The organism is Nocardia thailandica NBRC 100428, from assembly GCF_000308795.1.
GTDB lineage: Bacteria > Actinomycetota > Actinomycetes > Mycobacteriales > Mycobacteriaceae > Nocardia > Nocardia thailandica.
This window is the reverse complement of the sequence record NZ_BAGK01000059.1, coordinates 1-20,701: the sequence shown is the minus strand read 5'-3', so window position 1 is coordinate 20,701 and position 20,701 is coordinate 1. Positions and strand designations below refer to the sequence as shown.

The 20,701-nt window shown below is 71.6% G+C and carries 19 protein-coding genes; 3 read left to right on the top strand and 16 right to left on the bottom strand.

The window, feature by feature from the left end; genetic code table 11:
* Positions 1-298 precede the first annotated feature (298 nt).
* The 11 genes from ON36_RS06380 to ON36_RS06330 all read right to left on the bottom strand — a co-directional run bounded on the left by ON36_RS06380 (position 299) and on the right by ON36_RS06330 (position 10,196).
* Positions 299-1,441: an LLM class flavin-dependent oxidoreductase gene (locus ON36_RS06380; protein ID WP_043648893.1), complete on the bottom strand. Its 1,143-nt coding sequence runs from the start codon at positions 1,439-1,441 to the stop codon at positions 299-301.
* Entirely contained in the window at positions 1,438-2,418 is a 981-nt protein-coding gene (locus ON36_RS06375; RefSeq protein WP_043648890.1) for an ABC transporter substrate-binding protein, read from the bottom strand. Before ON36_RS06375 ends, ON36_RS06380 begins: the two co-directional genes overlap by 4 nt.
* Before the next feature lie 20 nt (positions 2,419-2,438).
* A complete protein-coding gene (locus ON36_RS06370) occupies positions 2,439-3,161 on the bottom strand; it encodes an ABC transporter ATP-binding protein (RefSeq protein WP_043648888.1) in 723 nt (240 codons plus the stop codon).
* On the bottom strand, positions 3,158-3,988 hold the full coding sequence (locus tag ON36_RS06365; protein WP_043648885.1) for an ABC transporter permease: 831 nt from the start codon (positions 3,986-3,988) through the stop codon (positions 3,158-3,160). Before ON36_RS06365 ends, ON36_RS06370 begins: the two co-directional genes overlap by 4 nt.
* Positions 3,989-4,123: 135 nt before the next feature.
* Complete coding sequence (locus tag ON36_RS06360; protein WP_043648883.1) at positions 4,124-4,996, bottom strand: alpha/beta fold hydrolase; 873 nt, start codon at positions 4,994-4,996, stop codon at positions 4,124-4,126.
* Positions 4,997-5,074: 78 nt separating this feature from the next.
* Complete coding sequence (locus tag ON36_RS06355; RefSeq protein ID WP_043648881.1) at positions 5,075-6,244, bottom strand: MFS transporter; 1,170 nt, start codon at positions 6,242-6,244, stop codon at positions 5,075-5,077.
* A gap of 102 nt (positions 6,245-6,346) precedes the next feature.
* Positions 6,347-6,970: a pyridoxamine 5'-phosphate oxidase family protein gene (locus ON36_RS06350; RefSeq protein WP_043648878.1), complete on the bottom strand. Its 624-nt coding sequence runs from the start codon at positions 6,968-6,970 to the stop codon at positions 6,347-6,349.
* A gap of 245 nt (positions 6,971-7,215) precedes the next feature.
* The gene (locus ON36_RS06345; protein ID WP_043648875.1) at positions 7,216-7,680 is read right to left on the bottom strand and encodes a DUF5130 domain-containing protein; all 465 of its coding nucleotides are present in this window, start codon (positions 7,678-7,680) and stop codon (positions 7,216-7,218) included.
* Complete coding sequence (ctaJ, locus tag ON36_RS06340) at positions 7,667-7,939, bottom strand: aa3-type cytochrome oxidase subunit CtaJ (RefSeq protein WP_043648901.1); 273 nt, start codon at positions 7,937-7,939, stop codon at positions 7,667-7,669. Before ctaJ ends, ON36_RS06345 begins: the two co-directional genes overlap by 14 nt.
* A gap of 70 nt (positions 7,940-8,009) precedes the next feature.
* Positions 8,010-9,614, bottom strand: a complete 1,605-nt coding sequence (locus ON36_RS06335) for a glycoside hydrolase family 13 protein (RefSeq protein WP_083884945.1) — start codon at positions 9,612-9,614, stop codon at positions 8,010-8,012.
* Between the two features lie 177 nt (positions 9,615-9,791).
* A complete protein-coding gene (locus ON36_RS06330; RefSeq protein WP_043648869.1) occupies positions 9,792-10,196 on the bottom strand; it encodes a globin in 405 nt (134 codons plus the stop codon).
* 172 nt (positions 10,197-10,368) lie between these two features.
* Between ON36_RS06330 and ON36_RS06325 the strand changes: the two genes are divergently transcribed.
* Positions 10,369-11,070, top strand: a complete 702-nt coding sequence (locus tag ON36_RS06325) for an HNH endonuclease (protein WP_174377543.1) — start codon at positions 10,369-10,371, stop codon at positions 11,068-11,070.
* Here ON36_RS06325 and ON36_RS06320 read toward each other — a convergent pair whose 3' ends face one another.
* Positions 11,071-11,640 carry a helix-turn-helix domain-containing protein gene (locus ON36_RS06320; RefSeq protein ID WP_043648866.1) on the bottom strand — a complete coding sequence of 190 codons (570 nt, stop codon included), beginning with the start codon at positions 11,638-11,640 and terminating at the stop codon, positions 11,071-11,073. It abuts the gene before it with no gap.
* Positions 11,641-11,708: 68 nt separating this feature from the next.
* Between ON36_RS06320 and ON36_RS06315 the strand changes: the two genes are divergently transcribed.
* Both ON36_RS06315 and ON36_RS06310 read left to right on the top strand, forming a co-directional pair.
* Positions 11,709-12,392, top strand: a complete 684-nt coding sequence (locus ON36_RS06315) for an AzlC family ABC transporter permease (RefSeq protein ID WP_043648862.1) — start codon at positions 11,709-11,711, stop codon at positions 12,390-12,392.
* Entirely contained in the window at positions 12,386-12,694 is a 309-nt protein-coding gene (locus tag ON36_RS06310) for an AzlD domain-containing protein (RefSeq protein ID WP_043648859.1), read from the top strand. The genes ON36_RS06315 and ON36_RS06310 overlap by 7 nt, the downstream gene beginning before the upstream one ends.
* Before the next feature lie 24 nt (positions 12,695-12,718).
* On the opposite strand, the gene ON36_RS06305 is transcribed toward ON36_RS06310, so the two are convergent.
* The 4 genes from ON36_RS06305 to ettA all read right to left on the bottom strand — a co-directional run.
* The gene (locus ON36_RS06305) at positions 12,719-13,390 is read right to left on the bottom strand and encodes a DUF8185 domain-containing protein (RefSeq protein ID WP_043648857.1); all 672 of its coding nucleotides are present in this window, start codon (positions 13,388-13,390) and stop codon (positions 12,719-12,721) included.
* Between the two features lie 4 nt (positions 13,391-13,394).
* Positions 13,395-13,862: an acyl-CoA thioesterase gene (locus tag ON36_RS06300; RefSeq protein ID WP_373281775.1), complete on the bottom strand. Its 468-nt coding sequence runs from the start codon at positions 13,860-13,862 to the stop codon at positions 13,395-13,397.
* Positions 13,859-18,736 (bottom strand): NAD-glutamate dehydrogenase, encoded by a 4,878-nt coding sequence (locus ON36_RS06295; protein WP_043648854.1) that lies wholly within the window; start codon positions 18,734-18,736, stop codon positions 13,859-13,861. The genes ON36_RS06300 and ON36_RS06295 overlap by 4 nt, the downstream gene beginning before the upstream one ends.
* A gap of 315 nt (positions 18,737-19,051) precedes the next feature.
* A partial coding sequence (gene ettA / locus ON36_RS06290) for an energy-dependent translational throttle protein EttA (RefSeq protein WP_043648852.1) occupies positions 19,052-20,701 on the bottom strand: 1,650 nt, incomplete at its 5' end.

Genomic DNA, 20,701 nt, shown 5'->3' with positions numbered 1-20,701 from the left:
CCAGCGATTCCTGCGACGTCGAATAGAACGCCGTCGGCGCCGAGCCGACCACCGGGTCCAGCGGCCCGGCGTCCTCGGCCCCGCATCCCACCGCGGTCAGCAGCAACACACCGACCAGCCCCCGCACCGACCATCGAACGGCACGCATCGCCGTCTCCCCCCTCGCCCATCCATCCGCCGAGTCCGAACCGCCGCTCAGGCTACCCGGCCCGGCGGCCCGGCCGCGCCGTGCCCTCGCGGGAATCGCGCTGTCCCGCAGGGCCGCAACGCGGCACGGCCGGCGCCGGCCCGCGCCGTTTCAGCGCGCGGACGCGAACGGGGTGCCCGCGGCCACGGCCGCGCCGCGGGTCGGGTGCGACCACAGGCCGCGCCGTTCCAGGATCGGCAGGACGCCCTCGCCGAACCAGTACGCCTCCTCGAGATGGGGGTAGCCGGACAGGACGGAGTGCCCGATGCCGAGCGCGGCGTACTCGGCGAGGCGGTCGGCGACCTCCTCGTGCGAGCCGACCAGGGCGGTGCCCGCGCCGCCACGGACCAGGCCGACGCCCGCCCACAGGTTCGGGGCGATCTCGAGGCGGTCGGTGCGGCCGTTGTGCAGCGCGGCCATCCGGCGCTGGCCCTCGGACTCGCTGTGGGCCAGGTTGGCCTGCACCCGCTCGATCTCGCCGGGGGCGATGCCCGCGAGCAGCTTGTCCGCCTCCGCCCACGCCTCGGCGGCGGTGTCGCGGCTGATGACGTGGATGCGCAGGCCGTAGTCGAGGACGCGGTTCTCCTCGGCGGCCAGGCCGCGGATCCAGTCGAGTTTCGCGCCGACGGCGTCCAGGGGCTCGCCCCAGGTCAGGTAGGTGTCGGCGTGGCGGGCCGCCACCGGGCCCGCGGCGGGCGACGAGCCGCCGAAGAACACCGGCGGGACCGGGTCGGGCCGGTTGTTCAGCAGCGCCTGGCGCACGCGGATGTGCTCGCCCTCGAAGTCGACGGGCTCGGTCGAGGTCCACAGCGACCGCACCACGTCGAGGAACTCGCCCGTGCGCGCGTAGCGCTGCTCCTTGTCGAGGAAGTCGCCGTAGGCCTGCTGTTCGCGGGGCTCACCGCCGGTGACCACGTTCAGCAGCAGCCTGCCGCGCGAGTGCCGCTGGTAGGTGGCGGCCATCTGCGCGGTCAGCGTGGGGCTGACCAGGCCCGGCCGCAGCGCGACCAGGAACTCGAGGGTCTCGGTGGTCTCGACCAGCATGGCGGTGGTCAGCCACGCGTCCTCGCACCACGCGCCCGTCGGGGTGAGTACGGCCTCGAAGCCGTTGTCCTCGGCCGCGGCGGCCAGTTGATTGAGGTAGCGCAGGCTGGCCGGGCGGTTGCCCGACATGAACGAGCCGTGCCCGCCGGCGATCAGGCCGCGCGAATCGCCGTAGGTGGGCAGGAACCAGTGGAACGACAGGGTGCTCACTGCTGGTACCGCCGATCGACGAACGTCGCGAACTCGACCTTGCCCGGGATGGCCTTGGCCTCGGTGAACGCGTCGGCGATCTGCTGCTCGGAGGCGATGATCGCGTCGGTGAGCGGGATCGGCTGCTTGATCGAACGGGTCCAGGTGACCTGCGCGGCGGCGGGGCTGATCTGGGTGAGCTCGGCGTACTTCGCGCTCCACTCGGCGACGTTGTTCTGCGACCAGGTGGTCGCGGCGGCGTAGCGGCGCAGGAAGTCCGCGATGGCCTCGGACTTGCCCGCGTCGGCCAGCGCCTTGTTGCCGCTGACCCAGAAGTTGTTGCCGTTGGAGACGGTGTCGGCCGCGATGACGGCCTTGGCGCCGGACTCCTGCTCGGCGATGGCGGTGTAGGGATCCCAGATCGCCCACGCCTGTACGTCGCCCCGCTTCAGCGCGGTGTATCCGTCGCCGGGCGACAGGTACACCGGTTCGATGTCCTTCAGGCTCAGCCCGGCCTTCTCCAGCGACAGCAGCAGCAGCGCGTTGGCCGAGCTGCCCTTGAAGACGGCGACCCGCTTGCCCTTCAGGTCCGCGACCGAGGCGATCGGCGAGTCCTTGCCGACCAGGATCGCGTCGCCCCTGCCGGTGGCGGCCAGGGCGCCGACGACCTTGATGTCGGCCTTGGCGGCCGCGCCGAAGATGGGCGGGGTGTTGCCGGTCTGCGCCAGGTCGATGCCGCCCGCGCTGGCCGCCTCCACCAGCGGCAGGCCCGCGGTGAAGGTCGAGAACTCGACCTTGTACGGCAGGTTCTCCAGCTGGCCGGACGCCTTCATCAGCACCTCGATGGAGATGGCCTTCTGGTCGCCGACCTTCAGCGTGACGGTGCTCAGGTCCACCGGTCCGGTGGCCTTCGACGGCTCGTCGCCGCCGCAACCCGCCACCGCGAGCGACAGGCCGGCGGCCAGGACGAGGGCAGCCGAACGGAACAACTTCTTCACAGGGTTCTCCAGGGATAGCGCTACTGCTCGACGCCGAGCAGGGCGAGCAGGCGGGCCGCGTACACGGCGCCTTCGGGTCCCGCGTGACGACGCGGGCGGTCGAGGGGGATGTCGACCTCGTGGGCGAGGTGGCCGTCGTCGAGCACGAGCACCCGGTCGGCCAGGGTCACCGCTTCGGCGACATCGTGGGTCACCAGCAGCACGGCGAAGCCGTGTTCGGCGTGCAGCCGGAGCAGCAGGTCGTGCATGGCGATCTTGGTCAGCGCGTCGAGCGCGCCGAAGGGTTCGTCGAGCAGCAGCAGCGCGGGCTCGGCGACGAGCGCGCGGGCCAGCGCCGCCCGCTGGGCCTCCCCGCCGGACAGCGTGATCGGCCAGGCCGCACCGCGATTCGCCAGCCCGACCTCGGCGAGCACCGCCTCGGCCTGCGGCCCGCCCGCGGCGCGGCGCCTGCGATCGGGCAGTCCGAGCGCGACGTTGCGCGCCACGGTCAGCCACGGCACCAGCCGGGCCTCCTGGAACGCCACCGCGATCCGGCCGTCGATCGAGACGCTGCCCTCGTGCTCACCGGCGAGCCCTGCCAGCACCCGCAGCAGGGTGGACTTGCCCGAGCCGCTGCGCCCGACCAGCGCGACGATCTCCCCCGGCCGCAGATCCAGGTCGACGCCCGCGAGCACCGCGCGGTCACCGAAACTCTTGCCGACGCCGCGGATCCGGGCCACTTCGTGACCCGCCGGGGCGCTCATCGCGTGCTCCAGCGCAGCGCGCGGCGTTCGACCACGCGGACCGCGGCGTCGGTGATCAGCCCGAGCAGGCCGTAGACGAGCAGGCCGAAGATGACGATGTCGGTGCGCAGGAATTCGCGCGCGTTGTTGACGATGAAGCCGAGCCCGGCGCTGGCGTTGATCTGCTCGGCCACGATGAGCGAGAGCCAGGCGATGCCGAGGCTCTGCCGCAGCCCGACCAGCACGTGCGGCAGCGCGCCGGGAAAGACGATGTCGCGCAGCTTCTCCGCGGTGGTCAGGCCGAGCACCCGCGACAACTCGTCGAGCTTCGGGTCGAGCTGTCGGATGCCCGCGTAGGTGTTGAGGTAGAGCGGGAAGGCGACGCCGAGCGCGATGAGGAAGATCTTGGGCTGCTCGTCGATGCCGAACCAGATGATGAACACCGGGATCAGGCCGAACAGCGGGACCGTGCGCAGCATCTGCATCGGCGGGTCGACGAGGTACTCGCCGAGGCGGCTGGACGCGGCGAGGACGGCGGCCACCACCGCGACGACGGCGCCGAGGGTGAAGCCGAGCAGCACGCGCTGCCCCGAGACCGCCAGCGCGTCACCGAGTTCGCCGCTGCGCCAGACCTCGAGGCCCGCGTCGAGGATGACCGAGGGCGCGGGCAGGATGCGCTCGGAGAGCGCGCCGGTCTCGCTGCCGACCTGCCAGGCCAGCAGCAGGGCCAGTGGGGTCAGCGAGCGCAACAGCGCCGGGGTCGCCGGCAGTCGCCGCCACGCGCGCCGCGGCGCCGGGCCCGCGGTGGCGGACTCGGTGGCAGTGCGCCTGCCGATCGCGAGAGTCATGGTTCTCCTGGGACGGAAACGGAACGCCTCGCAGTATCGCCGCCCCCGCTGACCTGGCTGAACCCTTCGGATCACCGTGACCGGAATGCGGCGGGTCCGCCGCGCGGTGGGTGCACGCGCGGCGGCCCGGCGGATTCAGCGCAGGACGCGGCCGAGGAAGTCGCGGATCAGCGCGGCGATCTCCTCGCCGTGGGTCTCGAGCGCGAAGTGGCCCGCGTCGAGCAGGTGGAGCTCGGCGTCGGGCAGGTCGCGCAGGTAGGCGCGCGCCCCCTCGGCGCCGAAGATCTCGTCGTGCTCGCCCCACGCGATCAGCACCGGCGGGCGGTACCGCGCGAAGTACTCCTGGAAGGCCGGGTAGCCGTCGAGGTTGAACTGGTAGTCCCAGAACAGCTGGAGCTGGATCTCCTTGTTGCCCGGCCGGTCCAGCCGGGCCTGGTCCAGGGTCCAGGTGTCGGGGCTGAGGCGATCGAGGCGGTCGGCGGGCACGCCGTGCTCGTACTGCCACCGCGTCGCCGGGGCCTCGAGCAGGGTGCGCACCTGCGCCTCGTTGGCGGCGCGGTCCTTCGCGTGCGCGAAGAGCACGTCCCAGAACGGGGTGAAACCCTCGAGGTAGGCGTTGCCGCTCTGGGTGATGATCGCCGTGACCCGCTCCGGCTCGCGGGACGCGATGCGCAGCCCGATCGGGGCGCCGTAGTCCTGGATGTAGAGGGCGAAGCGATCGATGCCGAGGTGCGCGAGCAGGCCGAGCGTGATCTCGGTGAGATGCTCGAAGCTGTAGTCGAATTCGTCGACCGTGGGCATGGAGGAGTGGCCGAAGCCGATGTGGTCGGGGGCGATCAGGTGGTAGTCGTCGGCGAGGGCGGGCAGCAGGTCGCGGAACATGGCCGAGCTGGTCGGGAATCCGTGCAGCAGGACCAGGGTCGGCTTGGCGGGGTCGCCTGCCTCGCGGTAGAACACGGACTGCCCGGCGATCTCGGCGGTGCGGTGGCGGGTGGTGTTCGCGGACATCTTCTCTCCTCGGTGTGGTCCCGGCGGGCGCCGGGGTTTGTCGGGTTCGGTGCCGGGTCCGCCGGCGGCGGGGGCGGGTCAGGAGGCGCGGAGGGCCACGGCCGGGGCCGCGGCCGCGCGCGGGCGCCGGGCCGGGGCGACGAGCACGGCGGCGGCGACGGTGAAGGCGATGGTCAGGGCGAAGTAGCCGCGGTAGCTGTCGGTGAGGGCGTGCACCACGGTGGCCACCGCGAGACCGGCCGCGGCCGCCAGCTGGTGGACGACCCACGCCGGGGCAAGGGTGCGGCCCATGCGGGCGGGATCGAGTCCGCGCGACAGGATCGCCATGGTCAGCGGGATCACCGGGAACGAGGCGATGCCGAACAGGATCGCGACCGCGATCAGCGCCAGGTGCCCCGGCACGAGGACGGCGAGCAGCAGGGCGACCAGCCGCACGCCGAAGAGCACGCGCAGCAGGCGCTCGGGGGTGTGCGCGCGCAGCAGCGGCACCATCGCGGCCGAGGTCAGGCCCGCGCTGAGGGCGGCGAGCGCGACCAGCCTGCCGGCGGCCGCCACCGACCAGCCCAGCTCGACGGCGTGGCGGGGCAGCATGAGCACCAGCACGTAGAGCGTCGCGGCGTGCAGGCCGAACGAGATCAGGACCCGGCGCCGGTCCGCCAGCGATTCCCCGGCCCCCGGGGAGGCGGCGAGTCGGCCGTCGGCGGGCAGGAGCAGCCACAGCAGCGCGGTCACCGCCAGCCCGACGCCGCCCAGCAGCGCGAACGTGCCGCGGACGCCGACGGGTTCGAACAGCAGGGTGGCCGCCCAGGGCGTGATCAGCTGGCCGAGGTTGATGCCGATGGCGGCGCGCGCCATGGCCGGGCCCACCTGCGGGCCGACCGCCCGGCCGAGCAGGGTGGTCACCGTCAGGGTGGACGAGGACGCGAATCCCAGCCCGCCCAGGATCATGTAGGCCGCGACGAACTGCCAGGTCTCGGTGACCGTCGCCAGCGTCAGGTAGCTGCCGGAGATCAGGGTCAGCCCGCCGATCAGCACGATCCGCGGGCCGAGCAGGTCGAGCAGCCTGCCGATGCCCTGCTGGGCCAGGCCGGTGACGGTGGTGCCGAGCGCGGCGGCCACCGTCAGCGCGGTCGCCGACACCCCGTAGGCCGCGGCGGTGGGGGCGAAGAAGACGCCCATGGTGAAGTTCAGCCCGAAGGAGACGGTCATCGCCGCCAGTCCGGCCCAGGCGAGGTGCTCGCGCCGCATGTCCGCTGTCCTAACTGTCTAAATGCATTTCAATGGTTACAGGTGGGCGCGCGACGGCCACGGCCGGACGCGGCGTCCGTGCCCCGGTTCGTCGCGGGGAACTCAGGCGGGCGGGAGCGCCTCGCGCAGGCGCGCGTTCTCGCGCTCGAGGTCCCCGATCCGTTCCCGCAGCGAGTCGAGGGCCGCGGCCACCGCCTCGCGCGGATACAGCTCGGGGATGTGCTGGTGGCAGTTCCAGTCGAACGCCTCGACCTCGATCAGCACCGCCCGTTCGACGCGGGCCGGATACCCGGGCATCGTCAGCGCGGCGACCAGTTCCGCGTCGGCCTCGGGCTCGACCACGCGGGCGCGGCCGAAGATCTTGAGCCGGGTCCGGGTCGGATAGTCGACGACGAACAGCGAGACCCGGTCGTCGTGGTCGAGATTGCCGCGGCTGATGTACTGCTTGTTGCCGCGGAAGTCGGCGAATCCGAGGGTGCGCGGACCGAGGACCCGCAGGAACCCGGCCGGGCCGCCCCGGTGCTGGATGTAGGGCCAGCCCGTCTCGCCCACGGTGGCGAGGAAGAAGCTGTCCCGACCGGCGAGGAAGTCGGTCTCGGCGGCGCCGAGCGTGTCGGGGGCCTCGGGCACCCGGGCCATCCGCTCGTAGGAGCGCGCGCTGCCGTGCGCCTCCTGGTGGGCGCGCACCAGCGGCGTGAACGCGACCTGCGCATAGTGTCCGGTCATCGGCGAACCCCTGACTCCCGTGAGGGCCCGGGGGCCGTCACTAACCGTTGTTGAACTGTTGAACGGTTAGCGGGGACGCGCTGATTCCCGGTTTCCGAAACTTTTTTCGCCCGGATCCCCCGGGCGCCCCGAACGCCCGACCACCAAGGCGCGCCGCGGCATTCGCGCGCCCGCCCCGGACACGCGAACGGGGCGCCCCTCCGTGCAGGAGGGACGCCCCGTCGCGTGGATCGGTGAGCGGTGGTTCAGCGGCCGATCGACGCGGACATCACGCGCAGCGCGGAGATCAGGCCGTCGATCAGGTTGCCCTGGCGGAACGACGCCAGGGCGGCGGTGACGCCGAGCTGGCAGATCCGGTCGTCGGCGCGGTCGGCGACGTCCTTGCCGGAGCGGACCTCGATGGCGCGCTGGTTCGGCGAGACCGCGATGAGCACCGAGGCGGCGCCCTCCGGGGTGTTCGCCAGCAGCGCGTCGGCGCCCGCGGCCGGGTCGTTGCCCAGGTCACCGAGGTACACGTTGAACCGCACCTTGGTGGCGCGGGTCGCCTCGGTGAGCGCGTTGTCCAGGCGGATGCGCTCGAAGTCGGTGAAGGGCACCTCGTCGAACACGGTGCCCGGCTCGTGCACCGCCGACACGCGACCGCTGCTGGTCAGCGCGGCCCCGTGCGGGAGGTCGGCCTCGACCACCGCAGGCCAATTAGAACTTGCCACTTGCCCGGCCTCCGATCAGCTCCGCGCCAGATTCGATGGCCGCATGATCGTCATGCGACCCGTGGTGGTGACCGCTCGCGGCGGTCACCTCGTCGGTAGCGCTCCACAGCACCGGCGAGTGGGTCCACTTCTGCCCGAGCTCGAAGTGGGCCGGCTTGTCGCCGGGGTACTGCTTACCGAGGTACGACAAACCCGCGATCGCGAAGTAGATCGCGCCCGGAATGCCGACGAAGATCAGCACTGTCTCGAGAATGCTCACAGCCCAACGGTAGACGATGGCGTGTAGTAGTTCATCCACCGGCCGAGCCCTCGGGGCGTGTCGAGCCCCCTCAGATCAGCCAGGCCGCCGCGTTCGCGGGCAGCAGCTCGTCGCCGACGGGGGCGCTGGCGAGCAGCACCTGTCCCGGCGGCAGCTGGATCGGGCCGTCGGAGGCGTTGAGCACGCAGATCAGCCCGCCCGGCCGCCGGAAGGCGAGCGCGCCCGCCGGGCTGCCGTACCACTCGATCCGGTCGCCGCCGAATTCGCTTCGGGTGCCGCGCAATTCGATGGCGAGACGATACAGCGACAGCGTCGAGGCCACGGTCTCCAGCTGCGCCTCGACGGTCCGGTCGGCCCAGTCCGCCGGGATCGGCAACCACGACGCGGGCCCGGAGGTGAACCCGAACGGCGGCGCGCTCCCCTCCCAGGGGATCGGCACCCGGCACCCGTCGCGGCCGCGCTCGGTGCGTCCGGACCGCTCCCACGTCGGGTCCTGGAGGACCTCCTCGGGCAGGTCGTCGACGTTGGGAAGGCCGAGCTCGGCGCCGTTGTAGACGAACACCGCCCCCGGCAGCGCCAGCTCGACCAGCGCCATGGCCCGCGCCCGCGCCAGGCCGACGGGCCCGCCGCCGTAGCGGGTCACCTCGCGGGCGATGTCGTGGTTGGACAGAGTCCACGTCGGCGGCGCGGCCACCCCCGCGACCGCGGCCAGGGACTGGGTGATCGCCTCGCGCACGCCCTCGGCGGTGAACGGGGTCTCGGCCAGCCGGAAGTTGAAGGCCAGGTGCAGTTCGTCCGGGCGCACGTAGTCGCCGAAGCGGACGTTGTCGTCGACCCACACCTCGCCGATGGCGACCGCGTGCGGGTAGTCGTCGAGCACCGCGCGGATGCGGCGGTGGATGGCGTGCACGCCCGGATTGTCGAAGCGGGGATCGTCGTCGTCGTTGACCAGCAGCTTGGTCGGCAGGTTCGCCATGTCCGGCAGCCCCTCCGGCTTGGCCATGCCGTGGGCGACGTCGATGCGGAACCCGTCGACGCCCCGGTCGAGCCAGAAGCGCAGGGTCTTCTCGAAATCGGCGGCGACCTCCGGGTTGTCCCAGTTCAGGTCGGGCTGTTCGCGCGCGAAGATGTGCAGGTACCACTGGCCGGGCGACCCGTCGGCCTCGGTGACCCGGGTCCAGGCCGGGCCGCCGAAGATGCTCGGCCAGTTGTTGGGCGGCTCGTCCCCGCCGGGCCCGCGGCCGTCGCGGAAGATGTAGCGGGCCCGTTCGGGGCTGCCCGGGGCGGCCTCCAGGGCGGCGGCGAACCAGGGGTGCTCGACGCTGGTGTGATTGGGCACCAGGTCCATGGTGACCTTGATGTCGCGGTCGTGCGCCTCGGCGAGGAGCTCGTCGAAGGCCTCGATGCCGCCGAACAGCGGGTCGATGTCGCGCGGGTCGGCCACGTCGTAGCCGCCGTCGGCCTGGGGCGAGCGCATGACCGGACAGATCCACAGGGCGTCGACGCCGAGTAGCTCGAGGTAGCCGATCTTCTCCCGGACGCCCCGGAGGTCGCCGACGCCGTCACCGTTCGCGTCGGCGAACGATCGTGGATAGACCTGGTAGAACACGGCGGATTTCCACCACGGATCGGTGCGCTCTTCCCCCGGCACCGGCGAGGCAGGTGTCTGTGTCACACGGCCAATATTGCCAAACTCCGCCCGGGATATTCCTCCGCCGGCGCGATTTCCTCCGATTCGGCAAATCGCCAGCGCGCGCCACGCCGGTGCCGAAACCTCGGCGTAAAACACGCCGCACCGGGGAAACCCGCGCGCCGCGCGCCCGTCATCAGCGAACCGGGGGCAGCCCGCCGGTCAGCCGTTGGCGTTCTGCAGCGAGGCGGCGGCCATCTCGAAGTAGTCGAGCAGGGCCTTGCGGTGGACGTCGTCGAGCACGGACGGCTCGATCTCGGCCACGGCGATCCGCATGCACCGCAGCCAGGCATCGCGCTCGAGGGGCCCGATGACGAAGGGATGGTGCCGCATCCGCAGCCGCGGATGCCCCCGTTCGTCGGAGTAGGTCCGCGGGCCACCCCAGTACTGCTCCAGGAACATGCGCAGCCTGCGCTCGGCCGGACCCAGATCCTCCTCCGGGTACATCGGGCGCAGGATCTCGTCGGCGGCGACCTCGCGGTAGAAGACGGACACGATGCGGCGGAACGTCTCGGCCCCGCCGACGGCGTCGTAGAACGACGTAGCGGTCTGCTCACCCGAAGTCATGCACCCCATTGTGCCGTGCCCGATCGGCGGTCACGAACCAGCGGCCCTTCAACCACAGTTCACCGGACATTGTCGAAATTTGTCGTGCGCAACTCCGGATTCCATGGTCAACTGGGTGGCAGTATCGACCCGGATACCACATGATCCTGCCAATCATGAAATCGAGGTCACGATGAAGCAGCGCCCCGGCGCACGCTCCCCCGAGGGGCGTGGGCACCGACAACTCCAGCCCGCCGACGTCCACAACCGTGGGTCGGGGGCTACTCCGCTGCACATCTTGTCCGACCACTATCCGGGCTCCACCGCGCACCACGAGCCGCACCACCCCGCGCTGCACACCGATCACGACGCCGCGGCCTGGCGCAAGCGCCGGGTCCTGCTCCTCAACGCCACCTACGAACCGCTGACCGCGCTGTCCGCCCGCCGCGCCGTGGTCCTGCTCATCTGCGACAAGGCCGACGCCGTCCACGACGACCCCGGCGGCCCGGTCCTGCATTCGGCCGGTTCCCAGGTCGCCATCCCCTCGGTCATCCGCCTGCGGACCTACGTCCGCGTGCCCTATCGCGCCCGGGTACCGATGACCCGGGCCGCGCTCATGCACCGCGACCGCTACCGCTGCGGCTACTGCGGCGGCAAGGCGGAGACCATCGACCACGTCATCCCGCGCAGCCGCGGCGGGGAGCATTCGTGGGAGAACTGCGTGGCCAGCTGCGCGCCCTGCAACCATCGCAAGGCCGACAAGCTGCTCACCGAGCTGGGCTGGACGCTGCGCTCCCCGCTGGTCTCGCCCAAGGGCCCGCACTGGCGGCTGCTGTCGACCACCGCGGACCTGGATCCGGTCTGGCTGCAGTACCTGGGCGAGGGCGCGGCCTGATCACTCCGTCTCGATGACCATCGTCGCCCGCGTGCCCGGTTCCAGGGCTTCGAAGACGTGCGGGCGGTCGCCGAGGTAGCGGATGTAGTCGCCGGGCAGCATCTCCACCGGTTCGTCGGCCGGGCCCGCCAGCGCGCGCCCGGCCGCGAGCACCACGTGCTCGACCACGCCGGGGGTGTGCGGGTCGGATCGGCGGACGTGTCCCGGCTCGGCGGCGACGCGGTAGACGTCGCAGCGCGTGTGCGACTGGCCCGCCGCCAGCAGTGTGACGCGATAGTCGGCGTCGGCCGACGGCACCGGCGTCCCCTCCTCGGCCCGGATGACCTGCACGCTGGGCCGGGGCGGGTCGAGCAGCCGGGAGAAGGGCATGTCCAGGGCGACGCACAGCGCCCACAGCGTCTCCAGGCTGGGGTTGCCCGTGCCCGATTCCAGTTGCGACAGTGTCGATTTCGCGACCCCCGCGCGTCCGGCGACCTCGGTCAGCGACAGGCCGGCGCGTTCCCGTTCGCGGCGCAGCGCGGCCGCGATGACCTCGCGCGGCGGACCGTCGGTGGGATCCTGGCGATCCATGCGCGCCTCCTGGCTACAGAGCGGAATCGCGTTGACTTTACCCAGCCCGGGTGTTCATTATAAGAAACATGCGTTCGATATGGAGAACACTCGATCGGCGGACCGTCACCGCCATCGCCGCGGCCTGCTTCGCCGTCGGCGTCTTCGGTGTGTCCTACGGCGCGTCGACCATCGCCTCCGGATTCCCGGTGTGGATGCCGGTGGTCATGGCGGTGACGGTGCTCGCGGGCGGCTCCGAGCTGCTGTTCTTCGGCATCGTCGCGGCGGGCGGCAGCCCGCTGGCCGCCGTCGCCGCCGGCCTGCTGCTCAACGCACGGCACCTGCCCTACGGCCTGTCCGCGCCGGAGGTCTTCGGCCGCGGCTGGCGCCGGATGCTGGGCATCCACGTCCTCAACGACGAATCGGTCGCGTTCGCCCAGGCGCCCGGCGCACCCGACCGCAAACGGGCGGCCTACTGGGCGTGCGGCATCGGCGTCGCCCTGTGCTGGCCCCTGGGCGCCGCCCTCGGCGCGGTCCTCGGCTCCCTGGTCCCCGACACCCACGCGCTCGGCCTCGACGCGGTCTTCCCCGTCATCCTGCTGGCGTTGATCCTGCCCGCGCTGGCCGACCGCGCCACCCTGCGCCCGGTGCTGATCGGCGCTGCGGTCGCCGTCGCGGTCTCCCCCGTCGTCCCCGCGGGCGTGCCGATCCTGCTGGCGCTGACGGGACTGCTCTTCGCCCGCCCGCCCGCCGCCGAGCGACCGGCATGCTGATCGCCTCGATGCTGGCGCTGGCCGCGGGCACCTACGCGCTGCGCTGGGCGGGCCCGGCGCTGCGCACCCGGTTGCGGCTCCCCGCCCGGGTGACCGGCCTGCTGGAGACCGGCGCCCTGGTCCTGCTGGCCGCCCTCGTCGCGACCACCACCCTGCCTGCGGGCAGCGGCGACTTCGGGGTCGCGCTGCCCGCCGGAGTCGTCGTGGGCGGGGTACTCGCCTGGTTCCGGCGCCCCCTGCTGCTGGCCGTGGTCGCGGCCGCGCTCACCACGGCCGCGCTGCGGCTCGCCGGCATCGCCTGAACCGGGGCGCGCCCGTCGGCGAACTCAGCCCGGCGACAACGGGATACCGCCGCCGATCCGGCGCGCCACCGACCCGTACCGCGCGTCCAGCCGCAGCCAGGTGCGGGTCGCGCGCACCCGGACCAGTTCGGTGGCCGCGATGCGCCGCGACTCGGCCTTCTCCCCGCTGTGCGGGATGAAGTCCATGGCGGTGAGCGCGAACACGACGCGCAGCGGCACCTGCACGGTGCGCTCGTCCGCCCCGGTGACGGTGAGGACCGGCTGGTCGAGCAGCGAGGCGGGCGGGCCGTGGCTCGAACCGTGCTCGCGGGCCACCTCGGTCCCCCGCTCGGCCAGCTCGACCAGGGCGCGGGCGGGCACGTCCTCGACGTGGACGAACCCCTCGAGCGGCGGCAGGGCGCCGCGCCAGGCCGAGTCGAGCGAATAGCCGAGGTCGACCGGATGGCCGCTGCGCAACCCGGCCAGCAGGGTGTCCGCGCCGGCGGTCACGTCGTCGACGCCGAGTTCGGCGGTCACGGTGCGCACCGCGAGGGTCTCGAAACCGGTGGCGGCCCAGGCCGAGACGAGGCTCGACCCGCGCCGGCGCAACCGCACGACCACGGCGGGGTCGAGCCGGACGGCCCGGCTCAGGAACGTGATCAGGTTCTCCCGCTCGGCGGGGTCGGGCACGTGCAGCACCCGCTGGTCGAGCGTCACCGGATCAGGCCAGCCACTCGGCCAGGTAGTCGCGCTCGGTGTCGCTGAGCCGCCGCAGCCGCTGGGTCTCGATGTCGAAGGCCGCGAGCTGGGTGGTGGCCATGACCGCGGGCGCCGAGTCCTCCGGCGCCCCGTTCGGCCGGACCTCGTAGCCGATGGTGAAGTCCACCGCGCGCAGCTTCTTCACCCACATGGCGATGTCGAGCGGGGTGTCCTCGTGCCGCAACTGCCCGCGGTACCGGACGTGCAGATCGACCAGCACACAGCCCTGCCGTCCCATGGACGCGGTCGGCCTGCCCTCCTCGAACAGCCAGGGGATGCGGGCCTCCTCCAGCAGCGTCACCATGCGGGCGTGGTTGACGTGCTGGAAGACGTCCATGTCCGACCAGCGGATCTCCACCTTGGCGTGAAAACGCCGGGGTAGCAGCAGGTGCGACGCGGGTACGGCCGCGGTGTCCGGCGAGCTCGTCACCGTGGTACCTCCGATTGGGCGCCCACCCCGCTCACCATGCTCCGCACCTGTCGCGCGGCGACCGACAGTGTGGCGAGGTCGTGGGTCCCGGACTCGAACAGCTCCGACAGCGACGCGCGGGCGCGTCCCAGCCGGGACTGGTTCTTCGACTCCCAGTATGCAATTTTCTCGTCGGCGGTTTCCTCCGGGTCACCGGCGGAGAGCACATCGAGGGTCAGCGAGCGCAGCGAACCGTACATGTCGTCGCGCAGCGCGAGCCGGGCCAGCGCGTGCCAGCGGTCGCCGCGTTCGAGGTGGCTGACCGCCTCCAGCAGCCAGTCGATGCGCAGGTGGTCGTTGAGCGCGTAGTACAGCGCGCCCACCTCGGCGCCGTCGCGGTCGGCGATCTCGGCGATGTCGACCACGTCGAGCAGCGAGAACACGTTGAGCAGCCCGAACACCTCGGTGGCCAGGTCGGTCGGCGCCCCGTCGGCGATGAGCTGGGCGGCCTGCTCGGTGAGCGTGGTGACGTGGTGCCCGCGCAGCCAGCCCGGCACCTGCGGGGCCAGTTCCTGCACCCGCCGGTGGTAGCGGTTGATCTCGGCGCCGACGGCGACCGGCTGCGGCCGGTTGCTCAGCAGCCAGCGCGAGGCCCGGTCCAGGGTGCGCTTGGACTCGAGTTCCAGCAGGTCGCGCACGCGGGTCGGGGCGTCGGCGCCGCGGATGCGCGCCCACATGTCGTGCAGCCCGAAGATCTCGGTGGCGGCGGCGAAGGCGCGCACCGCGTCGGTGCTGCCCGCGCCGACCTCCTCGTTGAGCCGGTGCGCGTAGGTGATGCCGCCGTAGTCGACCATCTCGTTGACGATCATCGTGGTGACGATCTCGCGGCGCAGCCGGTGCCGTTTGATCGCGGGCGCGTACCGCTCCCGCAGCGGCGTCGGGAAGTAGTCGGGCAGCCGCCGGGCGAAGTAGGCGCTGTCGGGCAGGTCGGTGGCCAGCAGGTCGGCCTTGAGGCACAGCTTGACGTGGGCGAGCAGGTTCGCCAGCTCGGGGGACGTCAGGCCGGAGCCCTCGTCGGCGCGGCGCGCGATCTCGGCGTCCGAGGGCAGGGCCTCGAGCTCGCGGTCCAGGCCGCGGCGCTGCTCGAGGTCGTCGATGACGCGCTGGTGGACGCTGAGCATCTTCGGGGCGTCGGTGCGCGAGATGCCCATGACGGTGTTCTGGTCGACGTTGTCGCGCAGCACCATCCGCGCGACCTCGTCGGTCATCGAGGCCAGCAGCGGGTTGCGGTCCTCGGCGGCCAGCTCCCCGCCGCTGACCACGCCGTCGAGCAGCACCTTGATGTTGACCTCGTGGTCGGAGCAGTCCACGCCCGCGGAGTTGTCCAGGGCGTCGGTGTTCATCTTGCCGCCGTTGCGGCAGAACTCGATCCGGCCGAGCGCGGTGACGCCGAGGTTGCCGCCCTCGCCGATCACCCGCACCCGCATCTGCTTGCCGTCGACCCGGACCGCGTCGTTGGACTTGTCGCCCACCTCGGCGTTGGTCTCGGTGCTCGCCTTGACATAGGTGCCGATACCGCCGTTCCACAGCAGCTGCACCGGCGCGAGCAGGATCGCGCGCACCAGTTCCGGCGGCGACAGCGCCTGCACCGAGTCCGGCAGGCCGAGCGCGGCGCGGGCCTGCGGGCTCAGCGGCACCGACTTCACCGTCCGCTCGAACACCCCGCCGCCCGCGCTGATCAGCGAGCGGTCGTAGTCGGCCCACGACGACCGGGGCAGGGCGAACAGCCGCGCCCGTTCGGCGTAGGAGGTGGCCGCGTCGGGATCGGGATCGAGGAAGATGTGGCGGTGGTCGAACGCGGCGACCAGGCGGATGTGTTCGGAGAGCAGCATGCCGTTGCCGAAGACGTCGCCGCTCATGTCGCCGACGCCGACGACGGTGAAGTCCTGGGTCTGGGTGTCGATGTCCATTTCCCGGAAGTGCCGCTTGACCGCCTCCCAGGCGCCCTTGGCGGTGATGCCCATGGCCTTGTGGTCGTAGCCGGCCGAGCCGCCCGAGGCGAAGGCGTCGCCGAGCCAGAAGCCGTAGGACTTGGCCACGTCGTTGGCGATGTCGGAGAACGTCGCGGTGCCCTTGTCGGCGGCGACGACGAGGTAGGTGTCGTCGCCGTCGCGCCGCACGACGCGGGCGGGCGGGAGCACGGCGCCGCCCGCAAGGTCGACGTTGTCGGTGATGTCGAGCAGGCCGGAGATGAACATGCGGTAGCAGGCCACGCCCTCGGCGCCGAGCGCCTGCCGGTCCGCGGCCGCGTCGCCGGTGACCACCGGCGGGCGCTTGACCACGAATCCGCCCTTGGCGCCGACCGGCACGATGACCGCGTTCTTCACCGCCTGCGCCTTCACCAGGCCGAGGATCTCGGTGCGGAAGTCCTCGAGGCGGTCCGACCAGCGCAGGCCGCCGCGGGCCACCGCGCCGAAGCGCAGGTGCACGCCCTCGACCCGGGGCGAGTAGACGAAGATCTCGAATTGTGGCCGAGGCTTGGGCAGTTCGGCGATCTCGCGCGGTTCGACCTTGAACGACAGGTAGTCGCGCGGGCGGCCCTCGGCGTCGACGACGTAGTAGTTGGTGCGCAGGGTCGCCTTGATCAGGCCGAGGATGGCGCGCAGGATGCGGTCGGCGTCCATGCTGACGACCTCGTCGATCCCGGCGCGCACGCGGGTCTCGAGGTCCTCCGCGCGCTCGGGCGAGACGGTGTCGGGGTCGAACCGGGCGGCGAACAGTTCGACGAACTGCCGCGCCACCTCCGGGTGGGCGAGCAGCACGCGGGCGATGTTGACCTGGCTGTACGGGAATCCCGCTTGCTGGAGGTATTTCGCGTAGGCGCGCAGGATGGAGACCGAGCGCCAGCCGAGCCCGGCCCGCAGCACCAGCTCGTTGAGTCCGTCGGCTTCGGCACGGTCGTACCAGACCGCTTCGAAGGCGTCGGTGACGTGGGCGCGCAGGGCGTCGGTGTCCTCGGTGGGGGCGAGCAGGCCCGCGTCCAGCTCCGCGACCAGCGGATTGCGCAGCAGGTCGGGCCGCGCTTGCAGCCCGAAGTCGTAGATCCAGTGCTCGGTGTCGAGCTCGAGCCGATACGGCCGCTCGTCGACGACCTCGACACCCAGGCTCTGCAACACGGGGAGCACCTGGCTCAGCGACACCGCGCCGCCCGCGATGTAGAGACTGAACCGCCACGCGCCGGGCGCGGAATCGGCGGTGCGGTACAGGAATTGGCCGATGCCGCCCGCGCCGAGCCGCTCCACCCGGTTGATGTCCTCCAGCCCGCGGGCCGGGGTGAAGTCCTCCTTGTAGCTCTCCGGGAACGCCTCGGAGTAGCGCGCGACCACGCCGGGATCGAGCGCGGCGGAGTCCGCGAGTTCGCTCTCGATGCGATCGGCCCAGGTGTGGCTGGCCGCGTCGAGCAGGGCCTGGATCCGCAGCCGGTTCTCCTCGGAGGTGTCCGGGGTCGGCGCGCCGTGCTCGGTGGTCAGCATGACCGTGAAGTAGACGCTGGCGAGCTCGCTCTCGCTGACCCGCGCCGAGTAGTCGATGTCGGTGCCGCCCAGCTCGCGGACCAGGATGTCCTGCATCTCGAGCCGGACCGCGGTGGTGTAGCGGTCGCGCGGCAGGTACACCATGCACGCCACGAACCGGCCGTAGGAGTCCGAGCGCAGGAACAGCCGCACCTGGCGGCGCAGCCCCACCCCGAGCACCGCGACCGCCGTGCGGCGCATGGTGGCCAGGTCGCCGGAGAACAGCTCGGTGCGCGGGAAGGACTCGATCACCTCGAGCATGGCCTGCCCGGAGAAGGAGTCCAGGTCGAAGCCCGCGGCCTCGATGGCCGCGCGCACCCGGGTGTTGATGACCGGGATGTCGAGCACGTTCTCGTGCACGGCGCTGACGGTGAACACCCCGATGAACAGGTGCACCCCGGCCACGGCACCCTCGTCGTCCACGTCGGCGACGCCGACGAAGTACGGATACACCGAGCGGTGCACGGTCGCCCGGACCAGGCCCTGGGTGAGCAGCAGCAGCGGGCGGTCCTCGCCGTTGATCGGCACCTGGAAGTCGGTGCCGATACCCGGGCGCAGCACGCCCAGCGCGCTGTCCTCGACGGCGCTGGAGACGGTGTGCCCGCCGACCTGGTCGCGGCGGTAGCGCGCGTACCCGAGCAGGGTGAAGTTGCCGTCGGCCAGCCAGCGCAGCAACTCGGCGCACTCGGCCAGGTCGCGCGCGGGGAACGGCGCGGCCGGGCCCTCGGCGGAGCGGTCGAGCCGGTCGGCCAGCGCCGACTGGACGCGCACCATGTCCTCGGTGTCGTCGATGACCTGGCGGACGTCGGCGATGACCTCGGTGAGCGTGGCGGTCAGTTCGTCGAGGGTGTCGCGGCCGGTAGAGGGGTGCAGCTGCAGGTGCATCCAGGACTCGGCCAGCCCGACGGCGCCGTTGCCGTCGACCTCGTGCGGCGCGGCGGAGACCAGCTTCCCGTTCGGATCCCGGATGACCTCGAAGATCGGGTGGATGACCTCGGTGACCGAGACCTGGGCACGATTGAGCGCGGCGGTGACCGACTCGACCAGCAGGGCCATGTCGTCGGTGACCAGCTGGACCGCGGTCCCGAGGCCGGTGCCGTCGTCCGGGTGGTGCACCCGGACCAGCGCCCTGCCCTTGGGACGGACGGAGGCCAGTTCGAGGTGGCGGCGGAAGATCTGGGTGATGCCGGTGATCGTGCAGTCCACGTCGCCGGCGTCCACGTGTCGGAAATAGGCCTCCTCGAGGGTGGCGAGTTCCCCGCGCAGAGGTTGCGGCAGACCCGCCGCCCACGCCGCGCTGGACAATTCCGACGAGACCGTCATTTTCCGTCCACTCCCAAGGATTCGGTTCCGCTTCGGCTCCGTATAAAGGTGACGCGAAACCGACACTAGTCCGAGATCAGGGGACTTGCCGATGGTTCGGCAGCTTGCCGCGCGGGTAACTTCGCGTGTCCCGCGGCGGGTCGCGATGAACGTCGCGCGCCGCCCGGAACACCGGCCGGACACCTCCTGGCAACCCGCCGGGGACGGTCCCGCCCGCGCCGCCCGGAGACGCTGTCCCCCACCGGCTTCCGGCCGTGGAGACGGCGCCGCCCGCGTCCCCGGAGCGGGGACGCGGGCGGCGTCGGCAACCGTGCGTCAGTCGCGGGTGAGCTTGCGGTGGGTCACCCGGTGCGGGCGCGCCGCCTCGGCGCCGAGGCGATCGATCTTGTTGGCCTCGTAGGCCTCGAAGTTGCCCTCGAACCAGAACCACTTGGCTTCGTTGTCGTCGTCGCCCTCCCACGCGAGGATGTGGGTGCAGGTCCGGTCGAGGAACCAGCGGTCGTGGGAGATGACCACCGAGCAGCCCGCGAAGTTCTCCAGCGCGTTCTCCAGCGAGCTCAGGGTCTCGACGTCGAGGTCGTTGGTCGGCTCGTCGAGCAGGATCAGGTTGCCGCCCTGCTTGAGGGTCAGCGCCAGGTTCAGGCGGTTGCGCTCACCACCGGAGAGCACACCGGCCGGCTTCTGCTGGTCCGGGCCCTTGAAACCGAACGCCGACACGTAGGCCCGCGAGGGCATTTCCACGTTGCCGACCTGGATGAAGTCCAGCCCGTCGGAGACCACCTGCCAGACCGTCTTGTTCGGGTCGATGCCCGCGCGGTTCTGGTCGACGTAGCTGAGCTTGACCGTCTCGCCGACGCGGACGGTGCCGCTGTCGGGCTGCTCGAGACCGACGATGGTCTTGAACAGCGTCGACTTGCCGACACCGTTCGGGCCGATGACGCCGACGATGCCGTTGCGCGGCAGCGTGAACGACAGGTCCTTGATCAGCTGGCGGTCGCCGAAGCCCTTGTCCAGGTGCTCGACCTCGACCACGACGTTGCCGAGGCGCGGACCCGCGGGGATCTGGATCTCCTCGAAGTCCAGCTTCCGCATCTTCTCGGCCTCCGCGGCCATCTCCTCGTAGCGGCCGAGGCGGGCCTTGTTCTTGGCCTGCCGGGCCTTCGCGCCGGAGCGGACCCAGGCCAGCTCCTCCTTGAGGCGCTTCTGCAGCTTCTGGTCCTTCTTGCCCTGCACCTCGAGGCGCTCGGCCTTCTTCTCCAGGTAGGTGGAGTAGTTGCCCTCGTAGGGGAAGGTGCGGCCGCGGTCGAGCTCGAGGATCCACTGCGCGACGTTGTCCAGGAAGTACCGGTCGTGGGTGACGGCCAGCACGGCGCCCGGGTAGGAGGCGAGGAACTGCTCGAGCCAGAGCACCGACTCGGCGTCGAGGTGGTTGGTCGGCTCGTCGAGCAGCAGCAGGTCGGGCTTGCTCAGCAGCAGCTTGCACAGTGCGACCCGGCGGCGCTCACCACCGGAGAGGTTGACCACCGGCTCGTCCGGCGGCGGGCAGCGCAGCGCGTCCATGGCCTGCTCGAGCTGGGAGTCCAGGTCCCAGGCGTCGGCGTGGTCGAGCTCCTCCTGCAGCTTGCCCATCTCGTCCATGAGCTCGTCGGAGTAGTCGGTGGCCATCAGTTCGGCGATCTCGTTGAACCGGTCCAGCTTGACCTTGATCTCCCCGAGGCCCTCTTCCACGTTGCCGCGGACGGTCTTCTCCTCGTTGAGCGGCGGTTCCTGCTGCAGGATGCCGACGGTGGCGCCGGGCGCGAGGAACGCCTCGCCGTTGTTCGGCTGATCCAGACCGGCCATGATCTTCAGCACGCTGGACTTACCCGCGCCGTTCGGGCCGACGACACCGATCTTGGCGCCGGGAAGGAAGTTCAGCGTCACATTGTCGAGGACGACCTTGTCGCCGTGCGCCTTGCGAACCTT